Raw genomic sequence first — 13,325 nt, forward strand, 5'->3', positions numbered from 1 at the left:
TCCTATTGGTAGAGTCATAAAATATGAAAATTTAAAATAAAACCATTGTTTTTATTCCTTTTCTTCCTCGTCTTCTTTTTCCTTATCAAACTTTACAGTGTATTGGTATACATTTTCATCACTACCGTCTTTACTGATTTTAGTAAAAGTATCTTTTGTGTCATTGAGTTTTTCTTTTACATCGAAACTCATATCGCTCATTCTACTTTTTACGTCTTCAACTGTATTTTTAATAATAGTATTAACTACTTCTACAGTACCATCTACTTTAGTTATCTCAATAGTAACCTTTGTGAGTACTGCTGTTAGTAATCCAAGACCAATTATAAAAGGATTAAATAATCCAACTAAGCCTGCTGCAATGCCGGCATTAACAGGTATGTCCATAACTACATTTTCATCTTTTTTTACTTTTATCCTGGATACATTTCCTTTTCGTACAATATCTTTTATAGCTACTACAAACTCATCCTTAGTGGAATACATTTCTTCCATGTTAAATTTAGAATTTCTTTTTTGTTTTGCTTCAATATAAATGAGCGCATTAACTACGTCACTATCACATTCTTCTAAAGCTTCCTTAGCTTCAGTATATGAAACTCCTGTTCGCTCTTTGATGATGTCAATCTTTTCAAGTGTAATTTCTGACATTAAAATCATCCTCCTTATAATTTTTCCTAGGTGAAAATACTTTACTAATTGTTATATTCCCTCAAATGATCAAACATTTCTAGGCTCTTTGGTTTTCGTGTATAATTCTGGGAAATTATAAAAGATAGAATTTTATATAGCTCAAGCTTGGATGCTTTAGATACAACTATTCTATTAATTTTATCCATACCAAAATTATTTAAGAATTTCAATGTATTATATGTAGGGTTTGAAATATATATACTATTTACCTTTTCACAATCTTTACAAATAGGACCATAGGATTGTAAATCAATATTATTAGATATTGTTATTTTTTTTCTACATCTAACACATTGCTGAAAATTCAATCCATAACCCGTTGCCTTTAAAAGTTTTGTTTCAAAAGCTCTTGCTAGAACTTCTATATCCATAACGTCATTTTTTATAAAATAGAAAGCACTAACAAAATCTTTAAAAAGTTCACTATTAACCTCTTCATTTTCCATGGCAATATCAATTAATTCATTAAAATATGAGGCATAAGTAATTGTTGTAAGATCCCTTAATAATTGCTGAAAAGAGTCTATAATTGTAACTTCATTTATTGTATATAAATTTTTACCTTTAAAAAGTATGAATTCCCCATAAGAGCAAGGTAGTGTGGATGATACATATTTACTTTTATTTTTTCTGGCTCCCTTTGCTATGGCTGTTATTTTACCAAGTTCTTCAGTAAAAAGCCAAACTAGCTTGTCAGATTCCTTAAATTCTTGAGTTTTTATGACAACAGCTCTAGTTTTTAAAATCGGCAGAAAATCATCCCCTACTTATACCCTAATTCTTTCAAAATACTTGAAGTATCTCTCCACTCTTTCTTTACCTTTACCCATAATCTTAAGTTTACTTTTTCACCTAAAAATTTCATTACATCTTGTCTTGCATAAGTAGAAATTTGCTTAAGTGTTTTTCCACCTTTTCCAATTATTATACCCTTGTGCGAATCTTTTTCACACAGCAAGTTAGCTTCAATATGATACATATTCCTTGCATCTCGCTTCATGGAAATGATCTCTATTGCTATTCCATGAGGTACTTCTTGGGATAGTAGCTTCAAAGCCTTTTCTCTTATTATTTCAGTGATAATAAACCTTTCTTGTTGGTCTGTAATCATATCCTCTGGGTAATATAATGGTCCCTCTGGGATATTTTCAGCTACAAGTTTAGTAATTATATCAACATTTTTACCTTTTATAGCTGCAATAGGTATTATTTCTTTGAAATTAAAATACTCCGAATAACTCTGAATAGTTTTAGCTACTCGCTCTTGGGTGTTCTCATCAATTTTATTGACTAATAAAAATACTGGAATTTTACCGTCTTTTAGTTGTTCGAGAATATGCATATCACCTTTGTCAATTTCATCCCCTGGTGTAGTTATAAATAATATCACATCTACTTCACTTGTGGATTGTTGTGCTACTTTAACCATATATTCTCCTAGTTTATGCCTAGGTTTATGCATTCCTGGAGTATCTACAAATATTATTTGAGAATCTTTAGTTGTTAAAATGGTTTGTATATTATTTCTTGTAGTCTGAGGTCTATTAGACACAATTGATAATTTTTCCCCCATAATATAATTTATTAATGTAGATTTACCTACATTAGGCCTTCCGATAATAGTTACGAATCCCGATTTAAACATATATCCTCCTTCTTGTTATCTTAAGTAAATAGTATAATTTTCTATCTTACTTTAATAAATCTTCTTTAGTAAACGCGCCTGGTAATATTTCTTCCATAGTTTTTATTATGTAATCATCTTCACTTTTTACCATTATAATATTAATATCTTTTGTGGCAAATTCTGCTATAACTTGCCTGCAAATACCACATGGATAGGTATGTGTTGACATATCCCCAACTACTGCTATAGCTTTAATTTTTTTGTGACCTTCAGATACAGCTTTAAAAATCGCAGTTCTTTCGGCACAATTACTAGCACCATAAGAGGCATTTTCTATGTTGCATCCTGTATATATTGAATCATCTTCTGTAACAACTGCTGCACCAACTTTAAATTTTGAATATGGCGCATAAGCGTTTTCTCTAGCATCTATTGCAATTTTAGCTAACTTTTTATAATCCATTATTACACCCCTACACAATTAATTTGAGACATATGATATTAAATAACAATTAAAAATCACGTATACCAATTATATCATTAAATATTAGTAATTCAATAATATTATACATTATATTTTGCATGGCTGAAATCTAATATATATTATCCTAAAACTTTAAATAATAATAAGGTTAATAAAGTGCCGAAAACACCTCCAAAAATCACTTCTAAGATAGAATGAATTTGTGAATCAACCCTACTTTGCGCAACAATTACAGCTAGCAAATAAGACAATACCATAATTAGTGGTTCATTAGTTAATAGTGTTATAGCTGTTGCTACCGAAAAAGCTATTGTACTGTGACCACTTGGCATTCCGCCCCTAAATGGCGTTCCCTCACCATAAATTGACTTAACTACTACTGCTGCAATACAAACTATAACTAATATAAAAAAAATCATGTCAGGGTCAGATTTTTTAAGTTTTGCCATCATTGTTCTATTAAAGGGAGTTAATCTATCCCAAAATATAACATAGCCTACTAGAACTGAATTTATAGCAGTTACTAGCACTGCACCTGCGGCAACATTCTTAGCAATTTTGGCTAGTGGATGATAAAAATTGGTGGTAGCGTCTATTGCACATTCCACTGCAGTATTTATCATTTCAGCCACTATAACCAAGCTTATAGTGATGGTTATAATCAAAAGTTCTATCCTTGATAAATCATAAAAAAAAGTGGCAGATAGCACTATTATTGCAGCTATCATATGTATCTTCATATTTCTTTGCGTTCTAATTGAATATATAATTCCTTCAATAGCATAATTAAAACTATCAACCATTTTTTTAACTTTCATACTTAACCGCCTTTGAGAATATTGTAGAGCACCATGTCATTTTAAATAGTTATTAATATCCTCTATCTAGATATTTTGAAATTACTCAATATTTCTTCTTCTCTTTTTCTCATAATATTTTTTTCATCTTCTTCCATGTGATCATATCCTAACAAATGTAAAATTGAATGCACTGTAAGATATGCGCATTCACGAATAAAGGAATGCCCAAATTCTTCACTTTGCTCTTTAGCTTTTTCTAATGATAAGGCCACATCCCCAATTACTAACCTTTCATCATTTAAATCACTTTGGTCAAATTTATAATCTATATACACATCTTTAAACACTTTGTTTTGCGGGTAATCCAGCATTGGAAAGGATAGCACATCCGTTATTTTATCTATGCCACGATTTTTTGAATTTATTTTTTTAATCTCTTCGTTGTCAATTAATATAACGCTTACCTCATTATCTATAAAAAGTTTTTCCTCTTTAAGGGTATATTCAATGACATCTTTTATAACAATTTCCAGTTCCTGAGTAACCGCTATGTTATTCTGCCTATTATCTATAAAAATCATACTTGTTTTACTCCTTTATTGTCTTTTTCCCATTTATCCAAGGGATATTCTATTCGCTCATGGTATATTCCTGAAAACACTTTTAAAAACGCTTTTCGTATTTTTTCTAAATCTTTTAGCGTTAAATCACAATTATCTAATTGTCCATCATTAAGTCTGCCTTTTATTATGTTATTAACCATTTCCTCAATTTTATTTTTTGTATGATTTGGAATTGATCTTACAGCGGCTTCCACTGCATCAGATAGCATTATAATTGCAGCTTCACGACTTTCAGGATTTGGCCCCTGATATCTAAAGTCCTCTTCCTTAATTTCATCTGGATTATCACTAGAATTTTTCATAGTTACATAAAAATATTTAACTAAAGTAGTACCATGATGTTGCTGTATAATATCTTGAATTGCCATAGGTATTTTATGCTCTTTTGCAAGATCTATTCCATCCTTCACATGTGAAATTATTATAAGCGTACTTAGATTAGGTGTTATCTTATCATGAGGATTATCATTTCCCAATTGATTTTCTTTGAAAAAATAGGGTCTCTTTATCTTGCCAATATCATGATAATAGGCGGAAACTCTCGCAAGTACAGGATTAGCACCAACTGCCTCTGCTGCAACCTCTGAAAGGTTAGCTACTAGTACAGAATGATGATAAGTTCCTGGGGCTTCTAAAAGCAATCTTTTTAAAAGGGGGTGATTGGGGTTTGAGAGTTCCAAAAGTTTCACTGTAGTCACTATATCAAAAAAGCTTTCAAAAAACGGCAAAAACCCAATAGTAAGTACTCCAGATATAAAACTTGCAAAAGAAACCATTCCAGCTTTTTTTAAAACATCAACTATACTATTGCTTAGTAAAAAACCCATAGAAAGATAAAGAGCCAAGTTTATCATTGCAATATATATAGCCGAATATAATATATCATTCCTTTCTTGCATTTTCTTGAGTAACATAACCCCAGTAATAGAGTTTAGAACAGCTAATACTGTAATTTCAAAATTAAAATTAACTGCAACGCTAATTAAAATACAATTAAGAATACTTAATCCTATGGATACTTCATCATTAATTAAAATAGCCATGATCATAGGTATACATGCTAGTGGAATTACATACAGTGAAATTATACCTAGTATTTTAGCAAGTAGTATAGCTATTATACTAAGAATATTAAGCATAATTAATTTTTTTACATCCTTAAATATTTCTGGTTGATACTTATATAAATAAAACCATTGAAGTAGGATTACTAAACATACTAGCCCCGCTAAACTTAAATATAAGGACCATTCAAAATTAGTTGTATTATCCAGTAGTCCTAGTGAATCAAGCAGTGCCTTTTGTTCAACTGTTATTGGAGCTCCTTCACTTACAATGATTTGATCCTTCTTAATCATGACAGGTTTAACGCTTTTCCTTGCTGCTTCTATTAAAATCTCTGTTTTTTCTTTATCATAAGTTGTATTCGCACGAACTTCTACATTTGCAATAGCCATTCCTATTTCTCTTATATCCTTTGTAAAATTCGAGTCGTTAAATGCTGTAGCAATAAGTCCCTTTGCCATTACAATTTCTTCTGGCTTATCTTCATTTATTATAAATGAAGCATCAAGGGTTATCATTGTTTCTTTAAGAAATTTTTCTAATTCAACAGCTTTTTTGGGGTCTAAATTTATTAGTACCTGATAATTTTCATAGGTAAAATCAGTAATTGGATTACTTTCCTTAAGTGAAGCTATTTTTTCTTTTTCTGTTAATACTTTTTCAGGTGCAGTCCCATTGGTATTCTTAGTTGAATTAGTCACATTTAGCTTGCTTACTGCTAAAAATAACTTTCTAAATTTTTCTATAGCTTTCCCATTCATTGGAACTTTAATTGTTTTTTTCTCTACCCCTTCTATAGCCTTAGTTTTACTGATTTCTGTAGATACTTCATTTTCAACTTCTCTAGGAGCTTTTATATCCATTTTTGCAATATCTCCAACATTTAGTGTATACTTTTTAGGAACTAATGCTGTTACTAAAATTGAATACATAATAACTGCCGTAATTATAAAAACTAAATATGGCTTTGCTTTATTAATCGTCATAAGTTCTCTAATATTTTTAATATGTCAACCCCACCTTTTCTTCGCAAGTGCTCTAAAAAATATTATTTTTCATTTTCCTTTGAATTATTATTTTCCTTCTGAAGCAATATTTTCTTCTGCAATAACTAATACTTTTATGGAATACTTATCTTTCTCTTTTTTTACATCTTCAATTTTATCTATAATCTTTACATTTTTATCTAAATTTCTTAAAATATTAGAATAAATTTCTTTTGATACCTTAGTAGGATCTGCAAGTACATTTTTTTCCTGGACTTCATAATAGGTTTCTTTATATATAAACTTATTGTTATTTTCTATTTTATCATAATTACCATAGGGAATTAAGCTATTTTTGAGATAAACTTTTTTATTAGCAAATTTAATGTATGAATTACTTATACTTTTCCCTGTTTTGATCCTTGCTGTGCTGGATAATGGAACTTCTTTTATCTCCTCATAAAAAGTTTTTGCTATAACTTCTCCCTGAGCATGTACAGCGTATACACTTTCTTCTTTACCCTGCTCACCCTTAACTAATAGATCACCCTTTTGTATCATATCTCCCTCTTTAACAACTGCTGTACCTTCCGTGGTAAATACTCTAACTATCATACCATCTTTACTCGCTATTAAATTACAAGGAGTTTTGTCCACAATTATAATAGGTGGTGATTGTCTTTCTATCACATCAACCTTTAGCTTAACCCCTTCAATTCTAGCTTTTACCCACATTATTTCATCGTTACTTCTTAGAAGTTTATTTTCAATATCGTAAACATCTATATTCTTCTTTCTAAGTCCCTTAGAAACGCCAAACCCTTTAATTTGATTGCGTAATTCATATGGACTTATATAATTTTCCGTACTAATTTCTATATTCCATACAAATGTAGATAAATAATATATTATGCATACAAACAAAATTACTCCAAGTAATAGCACAGACCTACTTTTTATTTTCATTAAAAAAAATGATAATCCATTCCTTCCGATAATAACAATTTTAGTATCCGTTTTTTTTGCCACTTTGCTAATTTCAACATAATCGCATAATTTGACCTCAAGCACTAAAGTTGTTATATTAACCTTTTTTATATTTTTAGCCACAATACCATTTTTCCATAATAAATTTATAAACTTTTCTGGCATAAATGATTCAATTTCCATTGTGATAGTTCCTTTTTTATATTTTTTCAGATTATTCATGACCTTCATACACAACAGATTTAAAGTTGCCACTTAAAGTTATTGTGTTTCCTCCTATAAATAATATTTTAAAACTATTTCCATATATAGAAATCGGCCCTACGTTGGAATTTATTTTTATTTCTTCTTCTTCAAAAATGACTATGCCTTTATGGTTTTCAATATTTATTTCATTATCAGCCAAAATAGTTATTTTGGGCAAATCTAATAAGATATCTCTTGGCAAATCTAATTTATTAGCTATAGTTTCCTTTGTTCTAAAAAATTTATTTTCCATATACCCACCTCATAAAGTACTTCATATTAAATTTATGAAAAAAAAACAAAAGAAATTACAATTTTTAAATTATATAATTTTTTACAACAAAAAAAAGACTTAGCAAAAGCTAAGTCTTTTATTTATTTAAATATTGTTTTACTATTTCACAAGCAAGTTTACCTTTTGATTTGCCCATAATTTAAGGCAACTCGGCAAACATAATTTTTCTCAAGTTTTCCATGCTATTAGCTCCCAATTTTACTACTGTTTCTCTGAATGTCTCTAAAATTTCTAATTTCTTTAACTGCTGAGGAAGGTATTCTAACAAAATTTTATCTTGTTTCCGTTTCAAAAAATTCTATTTGAATTTTCTCTTTCTTGCAGCTTCTGATTTTAATTTCTTTTTAACACTTGGCTTTTCATAGTGCTCTCTTTTTCTTACTTCTCCGAGCACTCCACTTCTTGCACATTTTTTCTTAAACCTTCTTAAAGCGTTCTCAATGGACTCGTCTGCTCCAACCTTAATTTCTGACATCATTATCCCTCCCTCCGCTAGCTCAATTCAATTTAAAAACAGCTAATGCGGGGCCTAAATAGCACAGTTTTTATTATACAACACAATTTTACATAATGTCAACATTTTCATTACTATTTTGTTATATAAAATGTATTTATATATATAATATTAATTAAAATTCAACATTTAGAAAATTAGTTATATTGGACATTCAAATAAATAAACTGGCATCTGCCTTGTTATTTATTTGAATTTACCTATTAGCCTGGTGGCCACTGTAGCATTCTGCCCCCCAATAAATGAAAATGCACATGGTGAACAGTTTGACCCCCTTGCTCCCCACAATTACTAACAATCCTATACCCACCTTCAGCAATACCTAAGGTCCCAGCAATTTCTCTGGCAACCATAAATATATGACCTATTAATTCTGATGACTCTTGTTTTAAGCAATTTAAATCATCAATATGTTGCTTTGGAATAATTATCACGTGTACGGGCGCCTGAGGACTTATGTCATTAAATGCTATAACTTTATCATCTTCATAAAGCATTTCACAAGGAATCTGCTTTTTTATGATTTTACAAAATATACAGTCTTCCACATAATCACCTCCCATCATCCTATTAATATACTATTCAACATAAAGTTTTATTCTCCTGCTAAATATATTTATCATTGTGTAATTATTCTAAGTCTTGCACCTGCCCAATTATATAATCACCCATAGGTTCTATAAGTTTAGTCATATGAAATTCACCTACTATGTTTTCAGAGCATTTCCCTACAACCTTTATATAGTTGTCAGTGTAACCTTCATATTCATCTTCATTATTTTTGAATTTTTGCTCATATAGTACATTCATGCATTTTCCACGGAAGGTATTTATATGCTTTTCTTCTAGCATATTGTTAAGTGTAATAAGCTTGTGGCTTCTCTCTTCTTTTATATTCCCATCAATCTGCTCTTTTATTTGCGCCGCTTTTGTTCCCTTTCTAGGACTATATTTAAAAATATGCATTTTTGATAATTCTAAGTCTTTTAAAAAGGCATAGGTTTCATTAAATTCTTCCTGGGTCTCTCCAGGAAAACCTACAATTACGTCCGTAGTTATAGATGCACCCTTTATATTTAGCCTCAAACTTTCTACTACGGCTTTGTACTCCTGGGCTGTATAACGTCTATTCATTCTTTTAAGAGTCTGATCACATCCGCTTTGAAGTGAAAGATGAAAGTGGGGACATAGCTTCTTAAATGACATTATTTTTTCAATAACGCCCTCTGTAAAGAAGGTTGGGTCTATTGAGCCTATTCTTATCCGCTCTATTCCTTGCACCTTATCCACTTCCTCTAAAATCCTCACTAAATTCCATCCGTCTTCTAAATCTAATCCAAAAGATGCTATATGTATACCTGATAAAAGTATCTCTTTAAAGCCATTTTGGGCTAATTCATGAACTTCTGCTATAATTTTCTCAGGTGCTTTACTACATACTGCTCCCCTTGCATAAGGTATTAAGCAATAAGAACAAAATCTATTACAACCATCTTGAATTTTCACAAAAGCTCTAGTTCTATCTTGATATTCACTAATATTTAAGTCCTCAAATACCTTGTTTTTTAGAACATCACTAACCTCTACTACCTGCTTTGCCTCTTCGCGAGATCTATTTACCCAATAAACAATATCACCTTTGTTTCGGCTACCTAAAACTACATCAACGCCTTCAATGCTTGCTACTTCGCCTGGGGCTATCTGTGCATAACAACCCACCACTGCAATAATAGCTTTTTCATTTAATCTTCTAGCGCGTCCTATCATCTGTCTTGATTTTTTATCACCCATATTAGTAACCGTACAAGTATTAATAACATATACGTCAGAAAAATCATGAAACTCAGCCACTTCATATCCTTCGCGAATAAATTTTTCTACCATAGCTTCTGACTCATACTGATTTACCCTGCACCCTAAAGTAGCGAAAGCAACTTTCATTCTATAACACCTCCCAAATCTCCCAGTTCATACATTATCAAACTTAAACATGTAAAGCCCGCAGTCTCAGTTCTAAGTATTCTGGGTCCCAAAGTGACGATTTTCGCTCCTATTTCTGTAAGTTTCTGAATTTCACTTTCTTCAAATCCACCCTCAGGTCCTATGACAATACCAACTTTAACAATAGTATTTTTTTCTATGTCCTTCATTAATTTCTTTATGCCATAGCCTTCTTCATTTTCATAGGGAACCACCACTAAATCCATATGCTTTAATTCTTCTAATAAGTGATCAAATTCTATAGGCACATTAATTTCAGGCACCAGACTTCTTTTACACTGCTTACAAGCTTCAAGTGCTATCCTATTCCATCTATCTACCTTTTTGAATTCGCAAAGCTCAGTTTTAACTACTACTCGCTGCGAAATCATAGGTGTTATTGCCTTAACCCCTAGTTCCGTATTTTTTTGAACTATTAAGTCCATTTTTGTTGACTTAGGCATTCCCTGAAATAAATATACTTCAATAGGGCTTTCATTATTTATAGAGCTTTTTTCTAATAGATTTATAGTTACTGATTTCTTATCTATTAAAGTTATTTCCCCTACATATTCACTACCTTCACAATTATTTACGCTTACCACATCACCAATTTTAAGTCTTAATACTTTATATATATGTTTTACATCTTCGCCATCAATAATGGCATTATCACCATCTATGTTTTGCTTTGGCACAAAAAATTTATGCATTATTTATTCTCTCCTCAGCCAGGCATCTTTAACTTTATATATTTTTAAGATGCTTATATAGTTATTTCACTATAACTTGCAACTATACAAACCCATTCGCCCTCAATATTTATCTCTTCAATTTTAAAACCACACTGGGTTAACTTATTTATTACCTCATCTTTTTTACTTAAGATTATTCCTGAGGAAATAAAATATCCACCATCTACTATAAAGGATTTAACTTGCTCAGTTAAGAACATAATTATATCAGCCATTATATTAGCTATAACAATGCTGGCCTTTCCTTTAATAACTTCCATTAAGTCTCCGTATATTATCTCAATGTTATTTAAATCGTTGTAACTAACATTCAGCTTTGCAGAATCTACTGCTACTGGGTCCAAATCAACCCCTATAGTTTTTTTCGCCCCAAGCTTAGCTGCAGCAATAGATAATATACCCGACCCTGTTCCTATATCAAAAACAACTGATTCTTCTCCTACGTGACGCTCAAGCGCTTTTATACACATTCTAGTAGTCTCATGGGTTCCAGTTCCGAAAGCCATACCTGGATCTAGCTCTACAATTATTTCACCAGGTTTCTTATTGTACTTCTCCCATATAGGCTTTATAACTATTTTTTCTCCTACCTTTATTGGTTTATAATACTGTTTCCAATTATTTTCCCAATCTTGTTCCTTTACATCAGTGGCAGTAATAGTTCCTAAACCCTTGTCTAGTCCAAACTCTGGCAATTTATTTACTCCTGCTTTAATCTCTTCTAAGTAACCCTCAAATTTTTCATCTCTTTTATAGTATCCCTTAACTACAACTCCGCTATTTGTATCTATAATAGTTTCATCAAAATAGTCCCAATCAGTAGTATGATCTCGCCTGTAAATCATATCTAATGGATCCAAAATAGAAACTCCTTTTACACCTGTATTATATAACATGGCAGATACCGCCTCAACTGCCTCACTACTTGTTATTATAGTTACTTCAATCCAATCTTTATTCATTGTATCCTCCTCGCTACTCTGTATGTAGCTATCAATTTTTCATCTACACAAGTTTATCATTTTTGATATTTTAACACAATATCATAATAAAAAAACTCCGTTTTATAAAACGAAGTTTTTTTCTTATTATTATTTGCCAAACATTTTATCCACAAAAGACTTTTTATTTTCTTCAGAACCCTCTACAATCTCACCACTTGCTTCCATAAAGAGTTTTAAGGTTGCCTTTTGCTTATCATTTAAGGTTTTAGGAATATCAACAATGACTTTTACGTATTCATCGCCTCTTCCATGTCCATTAACTCTAGGTATACCCTTACCCTTAAGTCTAAACACGGTACCAGATTGTGTGCCTGCTGGAACTTTATATTTAACGTCCCCATCCACAGTTGGAACTTTAATTTCAGTTCCAATAGCTGCATATCCAAAGCTTATATGAGATTCTATATGAATATCAATTCCGTTCCTTTTAAAAGTTTTATGAGGAGCTACTCTGATATTTATATACAAGTCTCCTGATGGACCACCTTTTTCACCTGGTTCTCCTTGCCCTCTTAAAGGCATAACATTTCCGGTATCAACTCCACCTGGAATATTAATCTTAATTTTTCTATTTTTTCTCTCTTTTCCAGCGCCATGACAAGTTTTACATGGTTCAGAAATTATTTGACCACGACCTCCGCACTTATCACAAGTACTCATGCTAGCAAAGCTTCCAAAAGCAGTGTTTCTTTGAACTTTTATCTGCCCATTTCCACCACACTTATCACAGGTTTTAGGCGTTGTACCAGCTTTAGCACCACTACCACCACAATCATTACACTTTTCGTTTTTTGTAATGGATACCTCTTTTTCAACGCCAAAAACAGCCTCCTCAAAGCTTAGATTTAAATTGTATTCTAAATCTGCACCTTTCTTAGGACCATTTTGATTTCTTGAAGAGAATCCTCCTCCAAATATGTCTCCAAATATATCTCCAAAACCGCCAAAACCTGAGAAATCAGAGCCACCGTCAAAGCCTGCTCCAGCATCAGCTGAACCATATTGATCATATCTTGATCTTTTATCTGAATCAGATAAGACTTGGTATGCCTCATTCGCTTCTTTAAATTTATCTTCTGCTGCTTTATTGTCTGGATTTCTATCTGGATGATATTTTAATGCAGCCTTTTTAAAGGCTTTCTTAACTTCTTCTTCACTAGCACCTCTTTCAATGCCAAGGGTCTCATAATAATCTTTTTTTGCCATGCTGTTTTTACACCACCTAAAATATATATGCTTTTTTTATATAAACTATTAATTAAAATA

General features: G+C 31.3%; 16 protein-coding genes. All 16 read right to left on the reverse strand.

Going from position 1 to position 13,325, the window contains the following annotated elements:
* Positions 1 to 51 precede the first annotated feature (51 nt).
* The 16 genes from Ctaglu_RS03595 to dnaJ all read right to left on the reverse strand — a co-directional run bounded on the left by Ctaglu_RS03595 (position 52) and on the right by dnaJ (position 13,265).
* The gene (locus Ctaglu_RS03595) at positions 52 to 651 is read right to left on the reverse strand and encodes a DUF4342 domain-containing protein (protein WP_124998161.1); all 600 of its coding nucleotides are present in this window, start codon (positions 649 to 651) and stop codon (positions 52 to 54) included.
* Between the two features lie 44 nt (positions 652 to 695).
* Entirely contained in the window at positions 696 to 1,445 is a 750-nt protein-coding gene (gene recO / locus Ctaglu_RS03600) for a DNA repair protein RecO (protein ID WP_124998163.1), read from the reverse strand.
* Between the two features lie 11 nt (positions 1,446 to 1,456).
* Positions 1,457 to 2,338: a GTPase Era gene (gene era, locus Ctaglu_RS03605; protein ID WP_124998165.1), complete on the reverse strand. Its 882-nt coding sequence runs from the start codon at positions 2,336 to 2,338 to the stop codon at positions 1,457 to 1,459.
* Positions 2,339 to 2,384: 46 nt separating this feature from the next.
* Positions 2,385 to 2,783, reverse strand: a complete 399-nt coding sequence (locus tag Ctaglu_RS03610) for a cytidine deaminase (protein ID WP_124998167.1) — start codon at positions 2,781 to 2,783, stop codon at positions 2,385 to 2,387.
* Positions 2,784 to 2,923: 140 nt separating this feature from the next.
* The gene (locus tag Ctaglu_RS03615; RefSeq protein ID WP_124998169.1) at positions 2,924 to 3,622 is read right to left on the reverse strand and encodes a diacylglycerol kinase; all 699 of its coding nucleotides are present in this window, start codon (positions 3,620 to 3,622) and stop codon (positions 2,924 to 2,926) included.
* Between the two features lie 62 nt (positions 3,623 to 3,684).
* Positions 3,685 to 4,185 (reverse strand): rRNA maturation RNase YbeY, encoded by a 501-nt coding sequence (gene ybeY, locus Ctaglu_RS03620; protein ID WP_124998170.1) that lies wholly within the window; start codon positions 4,183 to 4,185, stop codon positions 3,685 to 3,687.
* Positions 4,182 to 6,278 (reverse strand): HD family phosphohydrolase, encoded by a 2,097-nt coding sequence (locus tag Ctaglu_RS03625; RefSeq protein WP_124998172.1) that lies wholly within the window; start codon positions 6,276 to 6,278, stop codon positions 4,182 to 4,184. The genes ybeY and Ctaglu_RS03625 overlap by 4 nt, the downstream gene beginning before the upstream one ends.
* A gap of 87 nt (positions 6,279 to 6,365) precedes the next feature.
* Positions 6,366 to 7,496: a sporulation protein YqfD gene (yqfD, locus tag Ctaglu_RS03630; RefSeq protein WP_124998174.1), complete on the reverse strand. Its 1,131-nt coding sequence runs from the start codon at positions 7,494 to 7,496 to the stop codon at positions 6,366 to 6,368.
* Positions 7,480 to 7,764 (reverse strand): sporulation protein YqfC, encoded by a 285-nt coding sequence (gene yqfC, locus Ctaglu_RS03635; protein WP_124998175.1) that lies wholly within the window; start codon positions 7,762 to 7,764, stop codon positions 7,480 to 7,482. The genes yqfD and yqfC overlap by 17 nt, the downstream gene beginning before the upstream one ends.
* Before the next feature lie 181 nt (positions 7,765 to 7,945).
* On the reverse strand, positions 7,946 to 8,098 hold the full coding sequence (locus Ctaglu_RS26450) for a GatB/YqeY domain-containing protein (RefSeq protein ID WP_124998176.1): 153 nt from the start codon (positions 8,096 to 8,098) through the stop codon (positions 7,946 to 7,948).
* 6 nt (positions 8,099 to 8,104) lie between these two features.
* Positions 8,105 to 8,281 (reverse strand): 30S ribosomal protein S21, encoded by a 177-nt coding sequence (rpsU, locus tag Ctaglu_RS03645; protein ID WP_124998347.1) that lies wholly within the window; start codon positions 8,279 to 8,281, stop codon positions 8,105 to 8,107.
* A 242-nt stretch (positions 8,282 to 8,523) separates the two neighbouring features.
* Positions 8,524 to 8,868, reverse strand: coding sequence for a histidine triad nucleotide-binding protein (locus tag Ctaglu_RS03650; RefSeq protein ID WP_124998177.1), 345 nt, complete (start codon positions 8,866 to 8,868; stop codon positions 8,524 to 8,526).
* 82 nt (positions 8,869 to 8,950) lie between these two features.
* Complete coding sequence (mtaB, locus tag Ctaglu_RS03655) at positions 8,951 to 10,261, reverse strand: tRNA (N(6)-L-threonylcarbamoyladenosine(37)-C(2))-methylthiotransferase MtaB (RefSeq protein ID WP_124998178.1); 1,311 nt, start codon at positions 10,259 to 10,261, stop codon at positions 8,951 to 8,953.
* On the reverse strand, positions 10,258 to 11,013 hold the full coding sequence (locus tag Ctaglu_RS03660; RefSeq protein ID WP_124998179.1) for a 16S rRNA (uracil(1498)-N(3))-methyltransferase: 756 nt from the start codon (positions 11,011 to 11,013) through the stop codon (positions 10,258 to 10,260). Before Ctaglu_RS03660 ends, mtaB begins: the two co-directional genes overlap by 4 nt.
* 53 nt (positions 11,014 to 11,066) lie before the next feature.
* Entirely contained in the window at positions 11,067 to 12,017 is a 951-nt protein-coding gene (prmA, locus tag Ctaglu_RS03665; protein WP_124998180.1) for a 50S ribosomal protein L11 methyltransferase, read from the reverse strand.
* 129 nt (positions 12,018 to 12,146) lie between these two features.
* Complete coding sequence (gene dnaJ, locus Ctaglu_RS03670) at positions 12,147 to 13,265, reverse strand: molecular chaperone DnaJ (RefSeq protein WP_124998181.1); 1,119 nt, start codon at positions 13,263 to 13,265, stop codon at positions 12,147 to 12,149.
* Positions 13,266 to 13,325: the final 60 nt, after the last annotated feature.

The organism is Clostridium tagluense (genome assembly GCF_003865095.1).
GTDB classification, from domain to species: Bacteria; Bacillota; Clostridia; order Clostridiales; family Clostridiaceae; genus Clostridium_AD; species Clostridium_AD tagluense.